This is a genomic window from Streptomyces sp. NBC_00005 (assembly GCF_045160215.1).
Classification (GTDB): Bacteria; Actinomycetota; Actinomycetes; order Streptomycetales; family Streptomycetaceae; genus Streptomyces.
In genome coordinates this window covers 6,281,382-6,304,593 of record NZ_CP108316.1, presented here as the reverse complement: position 1 = coordinate 6,304,593, position 23,212 = coordinate 6,281,382, and the positions used below count along the sequence as shown (strand labels likewise).

21 protein-coding genes are annotated in these 23,212 nt (G+C 69.9%); 10 read left to right on the top strand and 11 right to left on the bottom strand.

Going from position 1 to position 23,212, the window contains the following annotated elements; translation table 11 throughout:
- Positions 1-140: 140 nt before the first annotated feature.
- The 4 genes from OG303_RS29055 (at position 141) to OG303_RS29040 (ending at position 2,776) form a co-directional block, all read left to right on the top strand.
- Positions 141-737, top strand: a complete 597-nt coding sequence (locus OG303_RS29055) for a 50S ribosomal protein L25/general stress protein Ctc (RefSeq protein ID WP_405872010.1) — start codon at positions 141-143, stop codon at positions 735-737.
- 77 nt (positions 738-814) lie between these two features.
- On the top strand, positions 815-1,417 hold the full coding sequence (gene pth / locus OG303_RS29050) for an aminoacyl-tRNA hydrolase (RefSeq protein ID WP_405872009.1): 603 nt from the start codon (positions 815-817) through the stop codon (positions 1,415-1,417).
- A 42-nt stretch (positions 1,418-1,459) separates the two neighbouring features.
- Positions 1,460-1,963, top strand: coding sequence for a hypothetical protein (locus OG303_RS29045; protein WP_405872007.1), 504 nt, complete (start codon positions 1,460-1,462; stop codon positions 1,961-1,963).
- Positions 1,964-2,098: 135 nt separating this feature from the next.
- Positions 2,099-2,776, top strand: coding sequence for an LPXTG cell wall anchor domain-containing protein (locus OG303_RS29040; RefSeq protein ID WP_405872006.1), 678 nt, complete (start codon positions 2,099-2,101; stop codon positions 2,774-2,776).
- Between the two features lie 66 nt (positions 2,777-2,842).
- Here OG303_RS29040 and ppc read toward each other — a convergent pair whose 3' ends face one another.
- Entirely contained in the window at positions 2,843-5,584 is a 2,742-nt protein-coding gene (gene ppc, locus OG303_RS29035; protein WP_405872005.1) for a phosphoenolpyruvate carboxylase, read from the bottom strand.
- A gap of 310 nt (positions 5,585-5,894) precedes the next feature.
- Between ppc and OG303_RS29030 the strand changes: the two genes are divergently transcribed.
- The gene (locus OG303_RS29030) at positions 5,895-6,902 is read left to right on the top strand and encodes an acyl-CoA desaturase (protein WP_405872004.1); all 1,008 of its coding nucleotides are present in this window, start codon (positions 5,895-5,897) and stop codon (positions 6,900-6,902) included.
- A complete protein-coding gene (locus tag OG303_RS29025) occupies positions 6,899-7,576 on the top strand; it encodes a TetR family transcriptional regulator (RefSeq protein WP_405872003.1) in 678 nt (225 codons plus the stop codon). The genes OG303_RS29030 and OG303_RS29025 overlap by 4 nt, the downstream gene beginning before the upstream one ends.
- Before the next feature lie 72 nt (positions 7,577-7,648).
- Here OG303_RS29025 and OG303_RS29020 read toward each other — a convergent pair whose 3' ends face one another.
- Positions 7,649-8,011, bottom strand: a complete 363-nt coding sequence (locus OG303_RS29020) for a VOC family protein (protein ID WP_405877534.1) — start codon at positions 8,009-8,011, stop codon at positions 7,649-7,651.
- 2 nt (positions 8,012-8,013) lie between these two features.
- Positions 8,014-8,832 (bottom strand): trans-aconitate 2-methyltransferase, encoded by an 819-nt coding sequence (locus tag OG303_RS29015; protein ID WP_405872002.1) that lies wholly within the window; start codon positions 8,830-8,832, stop codon positions 8,014-8,016.
- A gap of 118 nt (positions 8,833-8,950) precedes the next feature.
- Here OG303_RS29015 and tamR point away from each other — a divergent pair, with 118 nt between their 5' ends.
- Positions 8,951-9,448 (top strand): MarR family transcriptional regulator TamR, encoded by a 498-nt coding sequence (gene tamR, locus OG303_RS29010; RefSeq protein ID WP_405872001.1) that lies wholly within the window; start codon positions 8,951-8,953, stop codon positions 9,446-9,448.
- Here tamR and OG303_RS29005 read toward each other — a convergent pair.
- A complete protein-coding gene (locus OG303_RS29005; protein ID WP_405871999.1) occupies positions 9,407-10,174 on the bottom strand; it encodes a LuxR C-terminal-related transcriptional regulator in 768 nt (255 codons plus the stop codon). The genes tamR and OG303_RS29005 overlap by 42 nt on opposite strands.
- A 301-nt stretch (positions 10,175-10,475) precedes the next feature.
- Between OG303_RS29005 and OG303_RS29000 the strand changes: the two genes are divergently transcribed.
- Positions 10,476-10,919: a GNAT family N-acetyltransferase gene (locus tag OG303_RS29000; RefSeq protein ID WP_405871998.1), complete on the top strand. Its 444-nt coding sequence runs from the start codon at positions 10,476-10,478 to the stop codon at positions 10,917-10,919.
- Between the two features lie 120 nt (positions 10,920-11,039).
- Here OG303_RS29000 and galK read toward each other — a convergent pair whose 3' ends face one another.
- From galK to galT, 3 genes are read right to left on the bottom strand one after another with little or no spacing between them, the layout of a single operon-like run.
- A complete protein-coding gene (gene galK / locus OG303_RS28995) occupies positions 11,040-12,194 on the bottom strand; it encodes a galactokinase (RefSeq protein ID WP_405871996.1) in 1,155 nt (384 codons plus the stop codon).
- Complete coding sequence (gene galE, locus OG303_RS28990) at positions 12,195-13,163, bottom strand: UDP-glucose 4-epimerase GalE (protein WP_405871995.1); 969 nt, start codon at positions 13,161-13,163, stop codon at positions 12,195-12,197.
- Complete coding sequence (gene galT / locus OG303_RS28985; RefSeq protein ID WP_405871994.1) at positions 13,163-14,221, bottom strand: galactose-1-phosphate uridylyltransferase; 1,059 nt, start codon at positions 14,219-14,221, stop codon at positions 13,163-13,165. Before galT ends, galE begins: the two co-directional genes overlap by 1 nt.
- A 148-nt stretch (positions 14,222-14,369) precedes the next feature.
- Here galT and OG303_RS28980 point away from each other — a divergent pair, with 148 nt between their 5' ends.
- Together OG303_RS28980 and OG303_RS28975 are read left to right on the top strand one after the other, a co-directional pair.
- Positions 14,370-16,049 (top strand): sodium:solute symporter family protein, encoded by a 1,680-nt coding sequence (locus tag OG303_RS28980; RefSeq protein ID WP_405871993.1) that lies wholly within the window; start codon positions 14,370-14,372, stop codon positions 16,047-16,049.
- A gap of 29 nt (positions 16,050-16,078) precedes the next feature.
- Complete coding sequence (locus OG303_RS28975) at positions 16,079-16,426, top strand: hypothetical protein (RefSeq protein WP_405871991.1); 348 nt, start codon at positions 16,079-16,081, stop codon at positions 16,424-16,426.
- 17 nt (positions 16,427-16,443) lie between these two features.
- Here OG303_RS28975 and OG303_RS28970 read toward each other — a convergent pair whose 3' ends face one another.
- From OG303_RS28970 to OG303_RS28955, 4 genes are all read right to left on the bottom strand, one after another.
- The gene (locus OG303_RS28970; protein ID WP_405871990.1) at positions 16,444-17,205 is read right to left on the bottom strand and encodes a LuxR C-terminal-related transcriptional regulator; all 762 of its coding nucleotides are present in this window, start codon (positions 17,203-17,205) and stop codon (positions 16,444-16,446) included.
- A gap of 254 nt (positions 17,206-17,459) precedes the next feature.
- Positions 17,460-19,274 carry a PQQ-binding-like beta-propeller repeat protein gene (locus OG303_RS28965; protein WP_405871989.1) on the bottom strand — a complete coding sequence of 605 codons (1,815 nt, stop codon included), beginning with the start codon at positions 19,272-19,274 and terminating at the stop codon, positions 17,460-17,462.
- A gap of 61 nt (positions 19,275-19,335) precedes the next feature.
- Positions 19,336-21,174 (bottom strand): PQQ-binding-like beta-propeller repeat protein, encoded by a 1,839-nt coding sequence (locus OG303_RS28960; RefSeq protein ID WP_405871988.1) that lies wholly within the window; start codon positions 21,172-21,174, stop codon positions 19,336-19,338.
- Positions 21,175-21,367: 193 nt separating this feature from the next.
- Positions 21,368-23,170 (bottom strand): ABC-F family ATP-binding cassette domain-containing protein, encoded by a 1,803-nt coding sequence (locus OG303_RS28955; protein ID WP_405871986.1) that lies wholly within the window; start codon positions 23,168-23,170, stop codon positions 21,368-21,370.
- Positions 23,171-23,212 lie beyond the last annotated feature (42 nt).

Below are 23,212 nucleotides of genomic sequence, written 5' to 3'. Positions count from 1 at the left end.
TGCTCGGCGAGGGAGGCCGTTCCCCGTTCCGGAAGGTTCGAAGGTCCAGGGAATCGGCTGTCCGTTATCGACGCGCTCTTCGTAGCAGGCCGTTCGTGGCCGGGTGACCACGTCCGTTCCTATTTCTACGAGGAGTGATCATGTCCGAGGTAAAGATCTCCGCCGAGACCCGTTCCGAGTTCGGCAAGGGCGCTGCCCGCCGTATCCGCCGTGACAGCAAGGTTCCCGGTGTTCTGTACGGTCACGGTTCCGACCCGATCCACCTGACCCTCCCGGGCCACGAGCTGCAGCTCGCGCTGCGCGCGTCGAACGTCCTGATCTCCCTGGACATCGACGGCAAGAGCAACGAGCTGGCGATCCCGAAGTCCGTGCAGCGTGACCCGATCAAGGGCTTCCTGGAGCACGTCGACCTGCAGCTGGTCAAGCGCGGCGAGACCGTCACGGTCGAGATCCCGGTGCACGCCGAGGGCGAGCTCGCCCCCGGTGGCAACCTGCTGGAGCACGTCCTGAACGCGCTGCCGGTCGAGGCCGAGGCCACCCACATCCCCGAGTCGGTCACGGTGTCCGTCGAGGGCCTGGAGGCCGGCGCCTCCATCCTCGCCAAGGACATCGTGCTCCCGTCCGGCACCAAGCTGGCCGTGGACGACGACACCGTCGTCCTGCAGGTCCTGGCCGCGCAGGCGGAGGAGGCCGCGGGCGAGGAGTCCGAGGGCGAAGAGGCCGTCGCCGAGGCCTGATCCTCACCGACGTTGTTCGACGGTTCGTTCAGCCGCTGTTCCCTCCGGGGGCAGCGGCTGGCCCGTATCAAGGAGACATGGACGTGACCACCCCCGCCAATGGCCCCTGGCTCGTCGTGGGCCTCGGGAATCCCGGACCCGAGTACGCCAGGAACCGGCACAACGTCGGGTTCATGGTGGCCGATCTGCTGGCCGAGCGGATCGGGGGAAGGTTCAAGCGCGCGGGCAAGGCGCAGGCGCAGGTCGTCGAAGGCCGGATCGGGCCGCCGGGGCCGGCGAACCGCCGGGTGATCCTGGCGAAGCCGATGTCGTACATGAACCTGTCGGGCGGGCCGGTGAACGCGCTGCGCGAGTTCTACAAGGTGCCGGTGGCGAACATCGTGGCGGTGCACGACGAACTCGACATCGACTACGGGACGCTGCGGCTGAAGCTCGGTGGCGGGGACAACGGGCACAACGGGCTGAAGTCGATGACGAAGGCGATGGGGGCGGAGTACCACCGGGTGCGGTTCGGGATCGGGCGGCCTCCGGGGCGTATGCAGGTGGCGGACTTCGTGCTGAAGGACTTCTCCGCCGCCGAGCGCAAGGAGCTGGACTACTTGGTGGACCGGGCGACGGATGCCGTGGAGTGTCTCGTCATCGAGGGCCTCGAGCGGGCGCAAAGCACGTACAACTCCTGACTTGTCCACCACCGGAGTTGACCGCGTGCAGGACCATGGCCAATGATCCCGGCCATGCCTGCCACTGCCACCACCTCCCGCCAGGCCTCGGTCGTCGCGCTGCGGTTCGGGCGGCTCGCGGCGATGGGTACGGTCGCGGCGCTGATCCTGATCGCCGGTGTCTGGGCGTCGTGGAAGACCGCCCCGTACGTGATGCTCACGAAGGGGCGGGAGCGCGGCACGATCGAGGTGACGCGGTGCGGTGACGACACCTGCACCGGCCCGTTCACGTCGCTCGCGCAGGGTTCGTCCGACCACGACCGGGTCGTGATCGAGAAGACGGTCGCGGTGAAGAAGGGCCAGACCTACACGGTTGTGGTGAAGCCGGGCAGCGACGAGGTGGTGCGCTCGGGACCGGCGGGAATCCTGTACTCGTGGGTCCCGTTCGGCGGGGCGCTGCTGCTGGCGTCGGTCGTGGTGGCCGGGGGGCTGGGGCGGACGCGCACGGGCTGGGTCATGGCGGGGTCGGGGGTCGCGCTGCTGACGGCGGCGTTCGTGACGATCTGAGGCCTTTCACCGTTCTCCACGTCTGTGGAGAGCCTGAGCGTTGTCTGTTCGTGATTGACCTTGGGTCAGGCGGAGCTGGAAGCTGAGCCGCCCCCTCCACATCTTCCCGTCCGTAACTCGAAGATGGACTGCCCCATGCGTACCCTCACCCGCGCCGGCGCCCTGTCCGCCGTCGCTGCGGCAGCGCTGCTCGCCGCTCCGGTCTCCGCTCATGCCACTCCCTTTGCCGCAGGCCCTGGCGACAACGGGACCGTGAAGATCCACGACTCCACCACCGGCGAGGAGCTCAGGCGCAACGAGCCTCACGTCTGCACCTTCTATCTGGACGCGTTCGGTTTCGACGCCGTCCAGCAGGTCGACTGGCACATCGAGGCCTGGGCTCCCACGGCCGCCACCAAGGGCGAGACCGTGAAGACCGGCGCCATCACGCTGGACGCCGACGGTCACGGCCGCACGGTGGACCTGTCGCTGCCCGACGGGCACTACAAGCTGTTCTGGAACTTCGACGGCGAGAACGGCGCCGCCAAGCACAAGGTGTTCTGGACGGACTGCAAGGACTCGGGGGAGGACGGCGGTACGACGCCGGCTCCGTCCACGTCCGCTTCTCCGTCCGCCTCCGCGTCCCCGTCCTCCGAGGCCTCCACGTCCCCCGGCTCGTCGGCGGGTGAGGCTGCGGCCTCCGCGTCCCCGCAGGGCGGTTCGGGCGACCTCGCCGAGACCGGCAACGGCGCGCCCGTGGGCCTGCTCTCCGGCGTCGCGGCCGCGCTGGTCGCCGCGGGCGGTTACCTGCTGGTCCGGCGGCGCAGGGCCTGACGTATGACATGAGGGTGCCCCCGAGCTTCGTACGAGCTCGGGGGCACCCTCATGTCCGACGACGGGTCAGCCGGTGTTGCGCAGGCCCGCCGCGACGCCGTTGACCGTCAGCAGCAGGGCGCGGGCGAGCAGCGGGTCGGCCTGTTCGCCCGCGGCCGCGGCGTCGCGCTGCCGCTTGAGGAGGGTCACCTGGAGGTAGGAGATCGGGTCCAGGTAGGCGTCGCGGATGGTGAAGGTCTGCTTCAACACCGGGGTGGCGTCGAGGAGTTCCTTCTCTCCGGTCACCTTCAGCACCTCGCGCACGGTGAGTTCGTGCTCGGCCCTGATCGTCTCGAAGACGTGCTTGAGGTCGTCGGGGACGAGGGTGTCGACGTAGTGCGTGGCGATCCGCAGGTCCGTCTTCGCGAGCGTCATCTCGACGTTGGAGATGAAGTTGCGGAAGAAGTGCCACTGTTCGTGCATCTCGTCGAGCACGGTGTCCAGACCGGCCTCGCGCAGCGCCTTGAGGCCGGAGCCGACGCCGTACCAGCCGGGCACGATCTGCCGCGACTGGGTCCAGCCGAAGACCCACGGGATGGCGCGCAGGCCGTCGAGGCCGGCACCGGAGTCGGGGCGGCGCGAGGGCCGGGATCCGAGGTGCAGGTCGGCGAGCTGGTCGACGGGGGTCGACGCGAAGAAGTACGCGGGCAGGTCGGGGTCCTCGACCAGCCTGCGGTAGGCGTCCTCGGCGGAGTTGCTCACCACGTCCATCGCGGCGTCCCAGCGGGCGAGCGCCTCGACGGACTGGCGGGGCGCGGTGTGCAGCGCGGAGGCCTGGAGGGTGGCGGCGACGGTGAGTTCGAGGTTCTCGCGGGCCAGGGACGGCACGAGGTACTTGTCGGAGATGACCTCGCCCTGCTCGGTGACCTTGATCTCGCCCTCGAGGGTGCCCCATGGCTGGGCGAGGATCGCGTCGTGGGAGGGGCCGCCGCCGCGGCCGACGGTGCCGCCGCGGCCGTGGAAGAGCCGCAGCCGTACGCCGTACCGGTGGGCGACGTCGCGCAGGCGGCGCTGGGCGCGGTGGATCTCCCACTGGGAGGTGGTGATGCCGCCGAACTTGGAGGAGTCGGAGTAGCCGAGCATGACCTCCTGGACGTCGCCCCTGAGCGCGACGAGGCGCCGGTAGGACGGGTCGGAGAGCATCTCCTCGAGGATGGTGTCGGCGGCCTTGAGCTCGTCGGTGGTCTCCAGGAGCGGGACGATGCCGATCTTCGCCCAGCCGCCGTGCAGGTCGACGAGACCGGCCTCACGGGCCAGCACGGCCGCCGCGAACACGTCGTCGGCGCCCTGGCACATCGAGATGATGTACGACTCGACGACCTCGGGTCCGAAGACCTCCAGCGCCCGCTTGACGGTCTGGAAGACGCCGAGGGTCTTCTCGCCGGGCGCGTCCACGGGCGCCGGGGTGGGCGCCAGCGGCCTGCGCGAGCGGAGTTCCTTGGCGAGGAGCTTGGCCCGGTACTCGCGGGGCATGTCGGCGTAGCGCCAGGACTCCTCGCCGAGGCGGTCGAAGAGCTGGCCGAGGGCGTGGTGGTGGGCGTCCGCGTGCTCGCGTACGTCCATGGTCGCGAGCTGGAGCCCGAAGGCGGCCAGGGTGCGGATGGTGCGGTTCATGCGGCCGTCGGCGAAGAGCGCGCCCCGGTGCTCCCGGAGGGAGGTCTGGATCAGGGTGAGGTCCTGGAGCAGCTCGGCGGTGCCGAGGTAGTCGCGGCCCGCCTCGTGCGGGATGCCCTTGGCCAGGCGCTGCTTGGTGTTCTCCAGCTTCTGCCGGATGCAGGTGGCCTTGAGGCGGTAGGGCTCCTCGGCGTTGAGGCGCTTGTAGCGGGGGCTGATCTCGGGCAGGCGCTCCAGGTCGGCCTGGAGGGATTCCAGGAGCTGCGGGGTGGCGCCGGTGTAGCGGATCGAGTTCGACAGGAAGCCGCGGAGTTCGTCGATCAGCTCCAGGGCGTCGTTGATGCCGTGCTCGTGCTGGAGGATCAGGACGTCCCAGGTGACCTGCGGGGTGACGTTCGGGTTGCCGTCGCGGTCGCCGCCGATCCAGGTGCCGAAGGTCAGGGGGCGGGTGTCGTCGGGGAGCCTGACGCCGACCCGCTCCAGCTCGGCCGTCAGGTCCTCGAGGACGTCGCCGACGGCGCCGGCGTGCAGCTCGTCCAGGTAGTAGATGGCGTTGCGGGCCTCGTCGGCCGGTTCGGGGCGTACGACGCGCAGCTCGTCGGTCTGCCAGACGAGGTCGATGTTCTCGGCCAGCCGGGTGTCGTAGCGGCGGCGGTCGGCCTCGATGACCGGGGTCTCCAGGAGTGCGGCGATGCGCCGGAGCTTGTTGAGGACCGAACGGCGCGCGGCCTCGGTCGGGTGCGCCGTGAACACGGGCCGGACATTGAGGTGCCGGACCGTCTGGCGCAGGTGCTCGGGGTCGGCGTCCTTCAGCCGATCGGCCGTACGGGCCAGAAGTCCGCCCTCGGCGGCGCGCCGCTCGCGCAGTTCGCGTCCGCGGTGGACCTGCTCGGTGACGTTGGCCAGGTGGAAGTAGGTGGAGAAGGCGCGGACCAGCTTGGCCGCGGTCTCCAGTTCGGTGCCGCGCAGCAGCTCGGCGGCGGCCTCGCCGTCCTCGCGGGTGAGGCGGCGGACCTTCTCGACGAGGTCCAGCAGCTCGGGACCCTCCTGCCGGACGAGGGTCTCGCCGAGGAGGTCACCCAGTCGCCTGATGTCGGCGCGCAGTTCGCTGCTGGTGTTCGTCTGAGACTCGGTCTGGTCGTCGGCACTGCTCACAGGTGCGGCTCCTTGCAGTGTTGAAGCTCGTCCGGGAGGGGAACCCGGGCGGTGGGGCCGCGCGGCGGGCGCCGCATACGGCCCTGACATCCGGGAAGAAATCAGAGCGGACCGCGCTGTCCGACCGAGTCCAAGGATAGGTGTCCATGCGGACGCGCAGAATTTCGGGCTCTTGCCGCCGGGCGACTCGCTGCCATACTTACGACGCCGTAGGTTACGGAACCGTAGGGACCGCTGTAACGGAACCCGGGCACGGTTCCCTCAGCCGCACCGGCATCTCTCTCAACCCTCGACCCCACAGGGGACGCCCATGACCACAAGCTCCGATGTGATCGAAGACGCCCCGAAGGCGAACGACGGCACCTCGACCTCGGCAACCCTCGGCGGGGACAAGAAGGGGTCGGTCGAGCAGATCGCGCTGCTCCTCTTCATCGTCGTCCCCTTCGTCGCGCTTCTCGCCGCGATCCCGCTGGCCTGGGGCTGGGGTGTGAGCTGGCTCGACCTCGGCCTCATGGTCTTCTTCTACTTCCTCGGCTGCCACGGCGTGACGATCGGTTTCCACCGCTACTTCACCCATGGCTCCTTCAAGGCGAAGCGCCCGCTGCGCATCGCTTTGGCCATCGCCGGCTCGATGGCGGTGGAGGGCCCGCTGGTCCGCTGGGTCGCCGACCACCGCAAGCACCACAAGTTCTCCGACGCGGAGGGCGACCCGCACTCTCCGTGGCGCTTCGGCGAGACGCTTCCGGCGCTGATGAAGGGCCTCTGGTGGGCACACATCGCGTGGATGTTCGACGAGGAGCGGACGCCGCAGGAGAAGTACGCGCCGGACCTGATCAAGGACCCGGCGATCCGGGCCATCTCCCGCCAGTTCATCTACTGGACGGTGCTCTCCCTGGCCCTGCCCCCGCTGATCGGCGGCCTGGCGACGATGTCCTGGTGGGGCGCGTTCACCGGCTTCTTCTGGGGATCGCTCGTGCGGGTGTCTCTGCTGCACCACGTGACCTGGTCGATCAACTCGATCTGCCACGCGGTCGGCAAGCGGCCCTTCAAGTCGCGTGACAGGTCCGGCAACGTGTGGTGGCTGGCGGTGCTCTCCTGCGGCGAGTCCTGGCACAACCTGCACCACGCCGACCCGACGTCCGCGCGGCACGGTGTGATGCGCGGCCAGGTGGACTCGTCGGCACGCTTCATCCGCTGGTTCGAGATGCTCGGCTGGGCGTACGACGTGCGCTGGCCGTCACGCTCGCGTATCGATTCACGCCGTATCACCGGCCAGGACGGCTCCGGGCCCCGGAAGGAGTCGGCGAAGGCGGCATGATTGACGCCGTGGCGACCGACTCAAGCAGCACCCCGAGCAATGAGAAGCCGCGGCGAGCGCGTCGCACCCGGATGACGGGGGCCGAGCGCCGTCAGCAGCTGCTCGAGATCGGTCGCACCCTGTTCGCCGCCAAGGGTTTCGAGGGCACGTCGGTGGAGGAGATCGCGGCGAAGGCCGGGGTGTCCAAGCCGGTGGTGTACGAGCACTTCGGCGGCAAGGAGGGGCTGTACGCGGTGGTGGTGGACCGCGAGATGCGGCGCCTGCTGGACATGGTGACCAGCTCCCTGACGGCCGGCCACCCCCGCGAGCTGTGCGAGCAGGCCGCCTTCGCGCTCCTGGACTACATCGAGGAGTACACGGACGGCTTCCGCATCCTGGTCCGCGACTCCCCCATCCCCCAGTCCACGGGCTCCTTCGCGTCCCTCATCTCGGACATCGCCACCCAGGTGGAGGACATCCTGGGCCGCGAGTTCAAGCTGCGCGGCTTCGACCCCAAGCTGGCCCCGCTGTACGCCCAGGCCCTGGTCGGCATGGTCGCCCTGACCGGCCAGTGGTGGCTGGACGTGCGCCGCCCGAAGAAGGCGGAGGTCGCCGCACATCTGGTGAACCTGGCCTGGCACGGCCTGGACGGCCTGGAGGCCAAGCCGCACTTGATAGGGCGCCGAAAGCACTGAGTCCCGTACCGACGTGGAACCGTCGGCACGGGACTCGGCTTCTCCAGGCGCCCGGCGGCCGGCAGACGCCGGTCAGCGCCCCGGCTCCAGGAACTCCAGCCGGTTGCCGACCGGGTCCTCGGAGTAGAAGCGCCGGTGCCCCGGCAGGTTGTCGTCCCAGGTGACGGTCGCGCCCCGCGCCTCCAGCCGGGCGGCGTACCGCTCGATGCCGCTGACCCGCAGCCCCGGATGGGCCTTCTTCGCCGGACGGAAGTCCTCCTCGATCCCGAGGTGCAGCTGCACGCCTCCCACCTGGAACCAGCACCCTCCCCGCGCCGCGAGCACCGGCGGCTTCGGGATCTCGGTCATCCCGAGGACGTCGACGTAGTACGTCCGCAGCCGGTCCTCGGAGCCGGGCGGTGCGGCGAGCTGGACATGATCGACGGCGGTGATCACTCTCACGCCTCCTTGCGGGCGACGGCGAAGATACGGCGGAACGGGAACGCAGTGCCGTACGCCGTGGCCGGATAGGCCTCCCGCAGGGCCGCCCGGTACTCGCCCACGAACTCCTCCCGGGCCGCCGGGTCGCCGGCGAGCGCGGTCAGGACCGGCCGCAGCCCGGTCCCCTTCACCCAGTCGAGCACCGGATCCTCGCCGGTGAGGAGATGCACGTACGTCGTCTCCCATACGTCCGCCTCGCAGCCGAGGGCGGCCAGGCGCTCCAGGTAGGTCTCCGGCGCGAGGACGGCGTCGGCATGGCGCAGGACGTCGGCGAGGCGGTCCTTCCAGCGGGCGGAGTGGGCGAGTTCGCGCATCAGCGTGTGGCTGGGGGCGCCGAAGTTGCCGGGCACCTGGAAAGCGAAGGTGCCGCCGGGCTTCAGCCCCGCGACCCACTCCCCGAACCGCTCGGCGTGCCCGGGGATCCACTGCAGGGTGGCGTTGCTGACGATCAGGTCGTACGGCCGCGCGGGCGCCCAGGTCCGTACGTCGGCGGGGGCGAAGTCGAGGCGGCCGCCGCCCGGGGTGGGGCCGCCGTGGTCGACGTGGGCCTTGTCCAGCATCTCGGGCGAGTTGTCGTACCCGGTGATGTGCGCGGTGGGCCAGCGGTCGGCGAGCAGGACGGTGACGTTGCCGGGGCCGCAGCCGAGATCGGCGATGCGGGGCGGATCCTCGGGCAGCTCCGGGATGCGGGCGAGGAGGTCGGTGAAGGGGCGGGCGCGATGGCCTGCGTGACGCAGGTACTGGGCGGGGTCCCAGGTGGGGGCGGTGGCGGGCATGAGGCCTCCTCGACGTACGGGTACTGGACGCGTACCCAGCCTCGCCGCCATTTACCTTGACGTCAAGAGACTTGATGTCAAGAGACTTCACATCGACACAACCACTACACTGATCGCCATGGAGGACGAGGTCGATCGGCTGGTCGCAGCATGGCGCCGGGAGCGCCCGGACCTCGACGTGGAACCGCTCGAGGTGCTCAGCCGGGTCAGCAGACTGGCCCGGCACCTGGACCGGGCACGCCGGCTGGCCTTCGCCGAGCACAGCCTGGAGCCCTGGGAGTTCGACGTGCTGACGGCGCTCAGGCGCGCGGGAACGCCGTACCAGCTCTCGCCGGGGCAGCTGCTGACGCAGACCCTGGTCACCTCGGGCACGATGACGAACCGCATCGACCGCCTGGCGAAGAAGAGCCTGGTGGAGCGGCTGCCCGACCCGAGCGACCGCCGCGGTGTGCTGGTGCGGCTGACGGACGAGGGCCAGGACCGCGCGGACCAGGCCCTGGCCGGTCTGCTGGACCAGGAGCGCGCGATCCTCGCCGAGCTGTCACGTGCCCAGCGCGGCGAACTCGCGGGGCTGCTACGCCAGCTGACCGCCCCGTTCGACAACATCCCCGGTTAGGTCGACGGGTCCGACCCCGGCCCGGCGCGCGAGCGCGACGGCGGCAAGGGTGGAGTGGACGCCGAGCTTGCCCAGGACGTTCTGCATGTGCGTGCGCACGGTGTGGGGCGACAGGAACAGCCGCTCGGCGACGGCCTTTCTGCCCAGCCCGGCGACCATGCAGCGCAGCACTTCCCGCTCTCTCGGAGTGAGCGACTCCACCAGCCGCTCGCTCTCGGTGCGGTGCTTGCGCGCGGCGGTCAACTCCCGCAGGACGCCCGTGAGCAGGGCCGGCGGCAGATGCGTCTCGTCGCGCAGCACGCCCCGGATGACGCTGAGCAGCCGGGACAGCGAGCAGTCCTTGGCCACCCAGCCGGAGGCCCCGGCCTGCAGGGCGAGCGCGGCGCGCCGCGGATCGTCCTTCTCGGCGAGCACGATGATCCGTACGCCCGGCTGCCCGGTGCGTACCCCGGCGACCAGTGAAATCCCGTCGACGAGCCCGTCCTCATTGCCTTCCTGGACGGGCACGGCGGGACGTACGCCCGGCACATTGCCCCCCAGGTCGGAGTCGACGAGCAGCACGTCGAACCGGCGCCCCTCGGCTGCCGCACGCTCCAGGCTGCGCAGCGCGGCGGGACCGCTGCCGGCCGCGGAGACGTCGACGTCGGGCTCGGCCGCCAGTGCGGCGGCGAGCGACTCGGCGAAGATGCGATGGTCGTCGACGACCAGGACTCGGATGCGAACCACGAAACCCCCTTCCCCAAGCTCTCGAAGAGCAGGGGATACCTCATCGTCGGGAGACGGCACGGGCGCTGGTACGGCGCCCGAAGCGCCCCGGGTCACATGTGACCACCCGGGACCGGAACGGCACACCGCACGGCCGCCGCCATGCGGAAACTGCTACCCCCGCTTCGGGCGTCGTACCCGACTGTCTCGCCCCCTGATCAGCACCGGCCCCCACCGGTGCTGTTCATCAGGGTACGGCCGGGGGCCAGGAGCGGAAGGTAATTTGCAGAACTGGCTGTCCAGCACGTTTATCGTGAGCCGCATGTTTCGTCTTGAGACAGAAGTCGACAAGGCCCGGCGCGATCTTCTCCGTTCCCGCCTGCGCGACACGAACACGAAGGCCTCCCCCGTCCTGCGCGCCCTGCGCGGAACACCCGCCGAACGCGAACTTCCGCTCCACGTCTGGGTGTTGGACAACCAGGACGACCTGGCCGCCGGCCTGGTCGGCCACACCTGGACGACCTGGCTGCACGTGACGTACCTGTGGGTGGACGAGCGATGGCGCGGGGCGGGGCTGGGATCACGCCTGCTTTCGGAGGCCGAAGGAATCGCACGACGCGAGCGGGGCTGCAGGTCGTCCCGCCTGGAGACGTGGGACTTCCAGGCGCCGGAGTTCTACAAGAAGCAGGGGTACGAGGTGGTGTCCGTGATCCCGGACTATCCGCCGGGTGTCACGGAGTACACGTTGGTGAAGCGGCTGGGCTGAGCACCGGGCAGCGAACCTGCGGGCCGGTGGGAGCCGGTAGCAGCCGCACCCTTCGCGGGGCGTCCGGACGGGCGGTCCGCCGGACCTGCCGGCCCGACGGCCACGACAGCCTCACGGCCCTCAGCTCACCCGCCGGGCCCCCGCCCCCGGCACCGCCTCGAACACCCGCGGCGCCGTGAAGTCCGCCGCCGCGAAGGCCTCCTCCACCGCCTTGGTGATCGTGTCCACGTCTGCCGCCTCCGCCAGGACGATCGCCGAGCCGCCGAAGCCGCCGCCGGTCATGCGGGCGCCCAGGGCGCCGGAGGCCAGGGCCGTGTCCACGACCAGGTCCAGTTCCGGGCAGGAGATGCGGAAGTCGTCGCGCAGAGAGGCGTGGCCCGCGATCAGGATCGGGCCGATCGCCCGGGTGTCGCCCGACTCGAGGAGGGCGACGACCTTTTCCACCCGCTCGTCCTCCGTGACGACGTGGCGGACCAGGCGGACCGCCTCCTCGTCGTCGCCGAGGCGGGCCAGCGCCGCGTCCAGGTCGGCGTAGGGGATGTCCCGCAGCGCGTCGACGCCCAGCAGCGCCGCGCCCCGCTCGCAGCCCGCGCGCCGCTTGCCGTACTCGCCCTCGCTGTGGGCGTGCTTGACCTGGGTGTCGACGACCAGCAGGCGCATGCCCTCGGCGGCCAGGTCGAAGGGGATCTGCTTCTGGGAGAGGTCGCGGGTGTCGAGGAAGAGGGCGTGGCCCTGCTCGCAACAGGCCGACGCCGTCTGGTCCATGATGCCGGTGGGGGCGCCGACGTAGACGTTCTCGGCGCGCTGGCACAGGCGGGCCAGCTGCCAGCGCTGCAGGCCGAGTTCGTACAGGTCGTTGAGGGCCAGCGCGACGACGACCTCCAGGGCCGCCGAGGACGAAAGACCCGCGCCGGACGGGACCGTCGAGGCGAGGTGTACGTCCGCGCCGGTCACCGCGTGGCCTGCCTCGCGCAGGGCCCAGACGACACCCGCCGGGTACGCCGTCCAGTTGCGGTCCGACTCGGGGGTCAGCGCGTCCAGCCGGAGTTCCACGACCCCGCCCTCGACGTCCGCCGAGTGCAGGCGCAGCACGCCGTCCGTGCGGCGGGAGACGGCCGCCACGGCGGTGTGCGGCAGCGCGAAGGGCATCACGAAGCCGTCGTTGTAGTCGGTGTGCTCACCGATGAGGTTGACGCGGCCCGGCGCCGACCAGACACCCTCGGGGGCGGTTCCGTAGAGCTCCACGAAACCGTCCCGCACCTGATGTGCCCCCACTTACTGCTCCCTTGCGATGTGCTGAGCGAACTCCCACGCGTCCGCGACGATCCCCGCGAGATCCGCGCGGGACGGGTTCCAGCCCAGCTTCTCGCGGGCCGTGGCGGCCGAGGCCACCAGGACCGCCGGGTCGCCGCCCCGGCGCGGGGCCACGACCTCCGGGATCGGGTGGCCGGTGACCGTGCGGACCGTCTCGATGACCTCGCGGACCGAGAAGCCCTCGCCGTTGCCGAGATTGCAGATGAGGTGCTCGCCGGGGGTGGCGGCCCGCACCGCGAGCAGGTGGGCGTCGGCGAGGTCCGCGACGTGGATGTAGTCGCGGATGCAGGTGCCGTCCGGCGTCGGGTAGTCGTCGCCGAAGACCGAGATCGCCTCACGCCTGCCCTGCGCGACCTGAAGCACCAGCGGGATCAGGTGGGACTCGGGGGCGTGGCGCTCGCCCTGCTTGCCGTACGCGCCCGCCACGTTGAAGTAGCGCAGCGAGACCGCGCCCAGGCCGTGGGCCGCCGCCTCGCCGGTGATCATGTGGTCCACGGCGAGCTTCGAGGCGCCGTACGGGTTGGTCGGGGAGGTCGGCGCCGACTCGACGATCGGAACCTCCTTCGGCTCGCCGTACGTCGCCGCCGTGGAGGAGAAGACCAGCTTGCGGACGCCCGCCTCGCGCATCGCGCCGAGCAGCGCCATCGTGCCCGCGACGTTGTTGTCCCAGTACTTCTCGGGCTTCACGACCGACTCGCCGACCTGCGAGAACGCGGCGAAGTGCAGGACCGCGTCGCAGGAGGAGTCCAGCCACTTGGCGGCGTCGCGGATGTCGCCCTCGATGAAGGCGGCACCGGCCGGGACGCCTTCCCGGAAGCCCGTGGAGAGGTTGTCGAGGACCGTGACCTCGTGCCCCGCCTCCAGCAGGTGCTGGGCGACCACGCTGCCCACGTAGCCCGCGCCACCGGTGACCAGGTACTTACCGCTCATCAACTCGCTACCTCTCGCAGTCGCTCGGCCGCGCGCTCCGGCGGCACGTCGTTGATGAACACGTTCATGCCGGACTCGGAACCCGCGAGGAACTTCAGCTTGCCGGACGTACGGCGGATGGTGAAAAGCTCGAGGTGGAGCGCGAAGTCGTCGCGGTTGACGCCTTCGAAGTCCTCCAGCGCGCCGAACGGGGCCTGGTGCCAGGCCGCGATGTAGGGCGTGGGCGGTTCACCTTCGCCGAAAATCCGGTCGAAGCGCCTCAAGAGTTCCAGATAGACCTTGGGGAACTCTGTGCGCGCCCCCTCGTCGAGGCCGAGCAGGTCGGGCACGCGGCGCTTGGGGTACAGGTGGACCTCGTAGGGCCAGTGCGCGGCGTACGGCACGAACGCCACCCAGTGTTCACCCTCCAGGACGACCCGCTCGCCGACGAGTTCACGCTCCACGACGGCGTCGAAGAGGTTCTCACCGCCCGTCGCCTCCTTGTGACGTGCGAGAGAACGCAGCATCAGCGCGGTGCGTGGGGTGGTGAACGGGTACGCGTAGATCTGGCCGTGCGGATGTCCGAGCGTCACGCCGATCTCCGCGCCCCGGTTCTCGAAGCAGAACACCTGCTCCACGGAGGTGAGATGCGACAGCTCGGACGTCCGGTCCGTCCATGCCTCCAGGACGAGGGCCACCTGCTCCTCGGTCAGGTCGGCGAAGGACGAGTTGTGGTCGGAGGTGAAGCAGACGACCTCGCAGCGGCCCGAGTCGCCGGCCAGCGAGGGGAAACGGTTCTCGAAGACGACCACGTCGTACGACGAGTCCGGGATCTCGCTCAGCCTCTCGCCCTGGGAGGGGCACAGCGGGCACTCGTCGGCCGGCGGGTGGTAGGTGCGGCCCTGGCGGTGCGAGGCGATGGCGATCGCGTCGCCGAGCAGCGGGTCGTGGCGGATCTCGGAGGTCGTGACGGTCCGCTCCAGCGGACGCCTGTCCACCGCGTCGCGCACGGTGTCGTCCCGCAGGTCGTAGTAGATGAGCTCGCGACCGTCGGCCAACGAGGTCGAGGTCTTTTTCACGCCACGGCTCCTCACACACGCAACCCTCAACATAACTAAACATAACAAACCACAAGGCAACAGCGACGTCAATGGTCGGGAGGCCGGAAACGGAGAGTCGCCCATCGTGACCAGGCGTATGTCGTGCGCGGAGGGCATAGATACGTGCATGCACACCCCCACCTATCTGGCTGCCGAGCTCCGGCTCCCCACGAACTGGCTCGACTACACGATCCTCGGCATCTACTTCACCGTCGTTCTCGGCATCGGATTCGCCGCCCGCACATCGGTGAAGACCACCCTCGACTTCTTCCTCTCGGGCCGCTCACTGCCCGCCTGGATCACCGGTCTTGCGTTCATTTCGGCCAACCTGGCCGCCACCGAGATCCTGGGCATGGCCGCGAACAGTGCGCAGTACGGCGCGTACACCGTGCACTGGTACTGGATCGGCGCCATCCCGGCGATGGTCTTCCTCGGCCTGGTGATGATGCCCTTCTACTACGGCAGCAAGGTGCGCTCGGTCCCCGAGATGCTGCTGCTGCGCTTCGACAAGTGGGCACACATCCTGAGTTCGGTCCTCTTCGCGTTCGCCGCCATCCTGATCGCCGGTGTGAACCTCTACGCCCTCGCGATCGTCGTCGAGGCGCTGCTGGGCTGGCCGCAGTGGGTGGCGATCGTGGTCGCCGGTGCCTTCGTGCTGGCGTACATCACCCTCGGTGGTCTGTCGTCCGCGATCTACAACGAGGTGCTGCAGTTCTTCGTGATCCTCGCGGCCCTCATCCCACTCTGCGTGCTGGGCCTGAAGAAGGTCGGCGGCTGGGACGGCCTGACCGACGCACTCACCAGGACGCACGGCGCCGACTTCACCACCGCGTGGGGCGGCACCGGCATCGGCAGCGCCAACCCGCTGGGCGCCAACTGGCTCACCATCGTCCTCGGCCTCGGCTTCGTGCTGTCCTTCGGCTACTGGACGACCAACTTCGCCGAGGTGCAGCGCGCGTTGTCGGCCAAGAACCTCAGCGCGGCCCAGCGCACGCCGCTCATCGCCGCGTACCCGAAGATCTTCATCGTCTTCCTGGTGATGATCCCGGGTCTGGTGGCCGCCGCGCTCGTGCCGAAGTTCGGCACCACCGACTCCGGCTACCAGTACAACGACGCCATCCCCTACCTGATGCAGGAACTGCTGCCCAACGGCGTCCTCGGCATCGCGGTGACCGGTCTGCTGGCCGCCTTCATGGCGGGCATGGCGGCCAACGTGTCGTCCTTCAACACCGTGTTCACCAACGACATCTGGGGCCGGTACGTGGTCAAGGGCCGCGAGGACGCGTACTACGTCCGCTTCGGCCGCCTGATCACGGTGATCGGCGTCTGCGCCTCGGTCGGCACCGCCTTCCTGGCGTCGTCGTTCTCGAACATCATGAGCTACCTCCAGACGCTGTTCTCCTTCTTCAACGTGCCGATGTTCGTCGTCTTCATCGTCGGCATGTTCTGGAAGCGCGCGTCCGTGAAGTCCGGTTTCTGGGGCCTGCTCGCCGGCACCGTGGCCGCGATGGTGAACTACTTCGTGATCTACAAGAAGGGCATCATCGACATCCCCACCGACCAGGGCGCCAACTTCGTCTCCGCGATCGTCGGCTTCGTCGCCGGTGCGGTGGTCATGGTCATCGTGTCGCTGTTCACCAGGCCGAAGCCGGCCGAGGAGCTGCAGGGCCTGGTCTACGGCACCCGCTCCCCCGGCATGTCCGAGGCGCCCGCGGCCGGCGACGACGCCTGGTACCGCAGGCCGGCCCTGCTGGGCTGGGGTGCCGTGATCCTGGCCGCCGCCTGCTACATCCCGTTCTCGTTCTGATGGCATCCTGACTGAGGAGTTGGAAAACCATGACTGATCAGTCCGGGCCCTCCGGATACTCCGACAAGGACGTCCAGCGCGAGGTCACCGAGCTGCAGGGGAAGTCCGCGACCGCGGCCCGCATCTTCGACCTGCGCCGCATCATCGGCGGAATCTTCGTGCTCTACGGCCTCATGGTCGGGATCGCCGGCCTCACCGACTCCGACGCCGAGATCGACAAGGCACAGGGCATCAACATCAACCTGTGGACAGGGCTGGGGATGCTGCTCCTCGGCATCTTCTTCCTGGTCTGGCTGAAGCTGCGGCCCACACCGCCGCCGGTTCCTGCGGCGGCGCCGGAGGGCGAGCCGGACAGGCCGGACGAGCCGACGCCGTGACGGCCGCGGGGCCGGGGCTACAAGGCCTCCGGCCCCGCCCCCGCCTCCGTACCCAGCCCGGTCCCTGCCCCTGTCCCCATCCCCGTCTCCGTCTCCGGCGGCTGCGAGTGCGGTATCGGACCCGCCCTGTCCAGCAGGCCGGTCCGCGCCGCCAGGGCCGCCGCCTCCAGACGGGAGCCGACGCCCAGCTTCATCAGGACCCGCTGCACATGGGTGCGCGCGGTGGACGGGGCGATGCCCATGCCGGCCGCTATCAGACGGGTGTCCTCGCCGTCGGCGACCCTGACCAGGACCTCGACCTCTCTGGGCGTGAGCATCTGAAGCAGGCGCTGCCCCTCGTCGTCGGGCTGGGCTGCGGGGTTGAGCAGTTCGCTGAAGGCGCCCTGCAGCAGCTGCGGGGCCACGGCCGCCTCGCCCGCCCTCGCCTTCATGATCGCCCGCTCCACTCCCTCGATGCGCTCGTCATGGCGTACGTAGCCCGAGGCGCCCGCGGCGAAGGCGGCGGCGATGCCTCGCGGGCTGGGCACCGGGCCCAGCACCAGGACCGCGACCTGCGGACGCTCCCGTTTGATCTTCACCACCGGGTCGAAGATGCCCGGTTCGGCCGGTGTCGCCGTGCCCAGCAGGCACACCTCCGGCGCGCGGGTGATCACCAGCTCCGCCGCGCCCGCGGCCGGCGCCGCCGCGGCGAGCACCCGGTGCCCCCGCAGCTTCAGCGCCGAGGCCAGCGCCTCGGCGAGCAGTCGGTGGTCGTCGACCACCATGAGCCGCACTCCCATCGAGCAACCCCCCAGTCCCCCCAATGGATGCCCACTATGGATGCCCACTGGTCCTCACGGACAGAAGCCCCCTCCCGGCTCCCCCCGCCCCTTCATGCCCCCGGAAGCTACACGCTTGTTCGACGTTGCGCTCCCCCTACTGGTGAGAAGTGCCCCGGATCGACGGAATTTCTGGCATTCGAGGGTGATGAGCGATACGCGCACGGCCCCGCCCCTGAGCAGGGGCGGGGCCGTCACGCGGGTGCCTGGAAGGCTCAGCCGGCGGTGCCGAACGCGAGCGCCAGGTACTCCTTGTCGCTCGAACCCGACGACTTGTCCGCGTACACCCCGGACATGTACAGGTGCCCCTGGGCGTAGATGATCTCGGAGTAGTCCGGGGACATGCTGGACTCCGCGTCGCGCACCGACTCCGTCGACGGGTTCTCCAGGAGCTTGGTCTCCTTGAAGGAGCCGCCGTCGATGCTGACGATCTGGCCGCCCTTGTCGTACGGCGGGCGCTTGTACGCGATCACGTTGCCGCCGTCCATGCGCAGCGGGGTGATCGTGTAGCCGTCGCCCGCGTCGGCGCGCTGGCCGGTCTGCTTGCCGGTGGCCAGGTCGAACGCGACGATCTCGTTGGTCTGGCTGTACTCGCCGGTGCCGTCGTGCTCCTCGGTCGGGATGTACAGCCGGTCGTTGCCGACCGCGATGCCGCTGCACGCCTCGATCTTCGAGATGCCGTCGCAACGGGCCGCGAACTGGTCGCCCGGCGCCGAGATGCGGGTGATCAGCTTGCCGGTCTTGTTGTCGATGGAGAAGAAGTCGGAGATGCCGCTGCCGTCGCCCGCGCTGTCGCCGACGTCGGCGGCCACCACCAGCGGGTTCGTCGACACCACGGAGGCGTACTCGATGCCCTGGGTCATCTTGTACTCCGAGATCACCTTCCCGGACTTCGGGTCGATGGTCTGGATGTGCAACTGACGCTGGTCGTACGAGCCGCACTTGCGCACCGCGACCAGCTTGTCGCCGCCGCCGTAACCGGCGTCGTAGCAGGTGTCCGTCGGCTTCGGGGACCACAGGGACTTGCCGGAGACGTCCCAGGCGGCGCCGCCGCTGGTGCTGCCCACGGCGATGGTGCTCCCGCTGACCGTGACGTTGTCCAGACTGATCGCCCGGTCACCGGAGTTGACGGTCTTGGTCCACAGCTTCTTGCCCGCGTCCAGGTCGAGCGCCGCGACCTGGCTGCAGCCCGCCGAGCTGTTCTTCGCCGGCATCTTGGGCTGGAAGAGGATGGCCGTCTTGTCGTCCGCGGTGGTGTGCGTGCTGGCCTCGCACACCGGGCCGGGCAGCTTGATCGTCCACAGCTTGGTGCCCTTGTCGCGGTCGTAGCCGTTGATCTCGGCGACGCCGGCCTTGACGTACGCCTTGTCGGTCAGCCAGGAACCGGACACCACGGTGCTGTCGTCCACCTTGGGCTCCGGGATCTGGTACAGGACCTTGGCGCTGGTGTCCGCGGGCACCTTCTCCTCGCCCTTGGTGGAGGTGCCGCCGGTGTCGCCCTTGTCCTCCTTGCCGCCGGTGCCGCCGCTGGAGCTCGCGGTGTCGTCCTTCTTGCCGTCGTCCTTGCCGGAGGAGGCGTACCAGATGCCGCCGCCGACGATCAGCGCGATCGCGACGACCGCCGCGACGATGATGATCAGCTGCGCGTTGACACCCCGTCCGCCGGTGGGCTGCCCGGCCTGCGGCTGCAGCGGCACGGTCGGCTGCGGGTAGCCGTAACCGGGCTGCTGGCCATAGGGGTTCGGGGTCTGGCCGTACGGGTTCGGCTGCTGGCCGGGGTAGCCGTAGCCCGGGGGCGTCTGCGGCGGCTGCTGGCCCTGCGGCGCCTGGGGGTGGCCGTAGCCGGGCTGCTGCGGAGGCGGCGGCGGGGGTGTCTGCGGAGCTTGGGGCGCCTGCGGGTAGCCGTAGCCCGGCTGCTGCGGGGCGCCGAAGCCGGGCTGCTGCGGCGGCTGGGGCGGCTGGTCCTGGGGCGGGCCGAAACCGCCCTGCTGCGGGGGCTGGTTGGGCGGTGGGGGCGGTGGCTGGGTCATCGCGTGAATACCTCGTGAACGGGGTGGCCGGGCGGCGGGGACGGCGCGGGCGGAGGAAGAGTCACTTGCCGTAGGCGAGCATCAACTTCTCCTTCGTTTCGTCATTGCCGGTCAGCCGGGTGGTCGAGAGGTAGAAGCGGCCGTCGACCCAGTCGAAGTCCTTGGAGTAGAAGCCGTTCTCGATCTCGGCGGTGCTCGCCGGGTTCTGCAGCAGCTTCACCGGCTTGTGGCTCGACCCGCCGGTCGCGATCGACACGACCTGGCCGCCCGCGTCGTACGACGGCTGCACATAGGCGATGAGCTTGCCGCCCTCGACCTTCATCGGCAGCATCGACTCGTCCGCCGGGGACTTGACGCGCCACTTCTCCTTGCCGGTGGCGAGGTTGATCGCGACGACCTCGTTCGCGCCGCTGGTCGCCTCGGTCGGCAGGTAGAGCGTGGTGGAGTCGGTGGCCACGCCCTTGCAGCCCTGCAGGTCACGGTCGAGGATGGCCCACCCGCACTCGGGGCCGAAGTCCTCGTCGAAGCCGACCTGCGAGCGGAACTTGCCGCCGTCGGTGAACGTGGAGATGTTCCACGCCTTCTTGTCCTCGTTCGTGCTGTAGACGACCAGCGGGTCGACGGAGTAGGTCCGCGCGACCGTCCAGCCCTTGTCGAACTTCTGCGTCCACTTGACCTTGCCGGTCGTCGGGTCGAGCTCCTGCATCTCGTCGTGCTCGTTCGACCCGGTGGCGTCGCAGGAGGCGACGGAGATCAGCTTGCTGCCGCCCGCGAACGCGGTCGGGAAGCACGAGTCGCCGTACTTCTTCTTGTCGAACAGCTTCTTGCCGGAGTCCACGTTGAACGCCACGCCCGACTGCGAGCGCCCCACCATCAGCGTCTTGCCGGTGATGGACATCTCGATGGTGATGGCACTGTCGAACAGCGCACCGTCGGCGAGCTCGTCGCTCCAGCCCTTCTTGCCGGTGTTCAGGTCGATCTGCTGGAGCTGGTTGCACTTGGCGCGGTCGCTGGTGCCGCTCTCGTACGCCACCACGACCTTGCCGTCGCCCGACTGCTGCGGGGTGACCGCGCAGATCTTCTGCGGGAAGGTGATCGGGTCCCAAGTGGGGTTGCCGTCGCCCACGTTGTAGGCCACGACCTGCTTGTACGCCGCCTTCACCGCCGTCTTGTCGGTGATCCACATGCCGGGGGCGTCGGCGCCGGAACCGGGCGCGTCCGGCGCCTCCTTGTACCAGAGCACCTTCGACTCGCCCGCCTGGCGGGCCTCGTTGAGGTTCTCGGGGTCCGAGTCGCCGTCGCCGCTGCCGTCACCGGGGTTGACCGGGTTGCCGGAGGCGGACGCCTTCGAGTCGTCGCTCTTCTCGGCGACCGGCTTCTTGTCGTCGTCGCCACCACTGGTCACGGCGAAGACGGTGCCGCCGATGACGACCAGCGCGGCGACCACCGCGCCGATGACGAGGGCGGGCTTGCCCTTGAAGGGATTGCGGGAGCCGGAGCCGGGCGGCGGCGTGCCGGGCCCGCCGGGGTACTGGGGCTGCGGCGGGTAGCCGTAACCGGGCTGCTGGCCGTACGGGCCCGGCTGCTGGGGCTGTCCGTACGGGCCGGGCTGCTGCCCGTACGCGCCGGGCTGGCCGTAGGGGCCGGGCTGGGAATACGGGCCCGACGGCTGGCCGTAGGGACCCGGCTGCTGGGGGGGCTGCGGTGCCTGGGGGTAGCCGTAGCCGGGCTGGGGCGCGCCGGACGGCGGGGCCTGCGGGGGCGGCGGCGTCTGCGGCGGGCCCTGGGGCGGCGGCGGGGTCTGCGGAGCGCCGAAGCCACCCTGCGGCGGCTGCTGCGGCTGGTCCTGCGGTGCTCCGAAACCACCGGGCTGCGGCGGCTGGTTGGGCGGCTGAGTCATCAGCGCGTCTCCCCCTCGTTCACTGATTTTTAGCCACGCCCCGAGGTACGTGATGGACCCAGAGTCGTACTCAGAAAGTTCTCAGACGGCTCTTTCTATCACCCGGGACCGACAACGCACCGGGCCGGTTCATCCCCTGTTCCCAAGGGAGGACCGGCCCGTGATGCCGCTGTTATGCGCCTTCACGCACCCTTCACGCGTCCTCGGCCAGTTCCAGCCACCGCAGCTCCAGTTCCTCTCGCTCGCCGGTCAAATCCCGCAACTCGGCGTCCAGTTCGGCCACCTTCGCGAAGTCGGTGGCGTTCTCGGCGATTTGAGCGTGGAGCCTGGACTCCCGCTCGGAGACCTTGTCGAGCTGCCGCTCGATCTTCTGCAGTTCCTTCTTGGCGGCGCGCTGGTCGGCCGCGCTCTTCTCGGGTACGGCCTTGACCGCGACCGGCGCCGAGGCGGCGACCGCCTCCTCCATCCGCCGGCGGCGCTCCAGGTACTCGTCGATGCCGCGCGGCAGCATCCGCAGGGTGGCGTCGCCGAGCAGCGCGAACACCCGGTCGGTGGTGCGCTCGACGAAGAACCGGTCGTGGGAGATGACGATCATCGAGCCGGGCCAGCTGTCGAGGACGTCCTCGAGCTGGGTCAGGGTCTCGATGTCGAGGTCGTTGGTGGGCTCGTCGAGGAAGAGGACGTTGGGCTCGTCCATGAGCAGCCGCAGCAGCTGCAGCCGCCGCCGCTCACCACCGGAGAGATCCCCGACCGGCGTCCACTGCTTCTCCTTGTTGAACCCGAACGTCTCGCACAGCTGCCCTGCGGTCATCTCCCGCCCCTTGCCGAGGTCGACGCGCTCGCGCACCTGCTGTACGGCTTCCAGGACCCGCAGGGTCGGTTCGAGCTCGGCGACCTCCTGGGAGAGGTAGGCGAGCTTGACGGTCCTGCCGACGGCGACCCGCCCGCCGACGGGCTGCACCTCGCCCTCGCTGCGGGCGGCCTCGGCCATGGCCCGCAGGAGGGAGGTCTTGCCGGCGCCGTTGACCCCGACCAGACCGATGCGGTCGCCGGGGCCGAGCTGCCAAGTGACGTGCTTGAGCAGCACCTTGGGGCCGGCCTGCACGGTGACGTCCTCGAGATCGAAGACGGTCTTCCCGAGCCGGGTGGAGGCGAACTTCATCAGCTCGCTGCTGTCGCGCGGCGGCGGCACGTCGGCGATCAGCTCGTTGGCGGCCTCGACGCGGAAGCGCGGCTTGGACGTACGGGCGGGGGCGCCGCGCCGCAGCCAGGCCAGCTCCTTGCGGACCAGGTTCTGCCGCTTGACCTCTTCGGTGGCGGCGATGCGCTCGCGCTCGGCGCGTGCGAAGACGTAGTCCGAGTAGCCGCCCTCGTACTCGTAGACGTCGCCCTTCTGGACGTCCCACATGCGCGTGCACACCTGGTCGAGGAACCACCGGTCGTGGGTCACGCAGACGAGCGCGGAACGGCGCTCGCGCAGATGCCCGGCGAGCCAGGAGATGCCCTCGACGTCGAGGTGGTTCGTGGGCTCGTCGAGGACGATCAGGTCCTGTTCCTCGATGAGCAGCTTCGCGAGCGCGATACGGCGGCGCTCACCGCCGGACAGGGGCGCGATGACGGTGTCCAGGCCCTGCGGGAAGCCGGGCAGGTCGAGCCCGCCGAACAGCCCGGTGAGCACGTCCCGCACCTTCGCGTTGCCGGCCCACTCGTGGTCGGCCATGTCCCGGATGACCTCGTGGCGGACGGTCGCCGTCGGGTCGAGGGAGTCGTGCTGCGTGAGCACGCCGAGGCGGAGCCCGCCGGAGTGGGTGACCCGCCCCGTGTCCGCGTCCTCCAGCTTGGCCAGCATCCGGATCAGCGTCGTCTTGCCGTCGCCGTTGCGCCCCACCACCCCGATGCGGTCGCCTTCGGAGACGCCGAGGGAGACGCCGTCGAGGAGGGCACGAGTGCCGTACACCTTGCTGACGTTCTCGACATTGACCAGATTGACGGCCATTTTGCTCCTGCCCGGGGGATCGATCAGCCTCCCAGCCTAATG

Coding starts and splice junctions, on each gene's coding strand:
- OG303_RS29055 (WP_405872010.1), top strand. CDS start 141: ATGTCCGAGGTAAAGATCTCCGCCGAGACCCGTTCCGAGTTCGGCAAG.
- pth (WP_405872009.1), top strand. CDS start 815: ATGGACGTGACCACCCCCGCCAATGGCCCCTGGCTCGTCGTGGGCCTC.
- OG303_RS29045 (WP_405872007.1), top strand. CDS start 1,460: ATGATCCCGGCCATGCCTGCCACTGCCACCACCTCCCGCCAGGCCTCG.
- OG303_RS29040 (WP_405872006.1), top strand. CDS start 2,099: ATGCGTACCCTCACCCGCGCCGGCGCCCTGTCCGCCGTCGCTGCGGCA.
- OG303_RS29030 (WP_405872004.1), top strand. CDS start 5,895: ATGACCACAAGCTCCGATGTGATCGAAGACGCCCCGAAGGCGAACGAC.
- OG303_RS29025 (WP_405872003.1), top strand. CDS start 6,899: ATGATTGACGCCGTGGCGACCGACTCAAGCAGCACCCCGAGCAATGAG.
- OG303_RS29015 (WP_405872002.1), bottom strand. CDS start 8,832: ATGCCCGCCACCGCCCCCACCTGGGACCCCGCCCAGTACCTGCGTCAC.
- tamR (WP_405872001.1), top strand. CDS start 8,951: ATGGAGGACGAGGTCGATCGGCTGGTCGCAGCATGGCGCCGGGAGCGC.
- OG303_RS29000 (WP_405871998.1), top strand. CDS start 10,476: ATGTTTCGTCTTGAGACAGAAGTCGACAAGGCCCGGCGCGATCTTCTC.
- galE (WP_405871995.1), bottom strand. CDS start 13,163: ATGAGCGGTAAGTACCTGGTCACCGGTGGCGCGGGCTACGTGGGCAGC.
- OG303_RS28980 (WP_405871993.1), top strand. CDS start 14,370: ATGCACACCCCCACCTATCTGGCTGCCGAGCTCCGGCTCCCCACGAAC.
- OG303_RS28975 (WP_405871991.1), top strand. CDS start 16,079: ATGACTGATCAGTCCGGGCCCTCCGGATACTCCGACAAGGACGTCCAG.
- OG303_RS28970 (WP_405871990.1), bottom strand. CDS start 17,205: ATGGGAGTGCGGCTCATGGTGGTCGACGACCACCGACTGCTCGCCGAG.
- OG303_RS28965 (WP_405871989.1), bottom strand. CDS start 19,274: ATGACCCAGCCACCGCCCCCACCGCCCAACCAGCCCCCGCAGCAGGGC.
- OG303_RS28960 (WP_405871988.1), bottom strand. CDS start 21,174: ATGACTCAGCCGCCCAACCAGCCGCCGCAGCCCGGTGGTTTCGGAGCA.
- OG303_RS28955 (WP_405871986.1), bottom strand. CDS start 23,170: ATGGCCGTCAATCTGGTCAATGTCGAGAACGTCAGCAAGGTGTACGGC.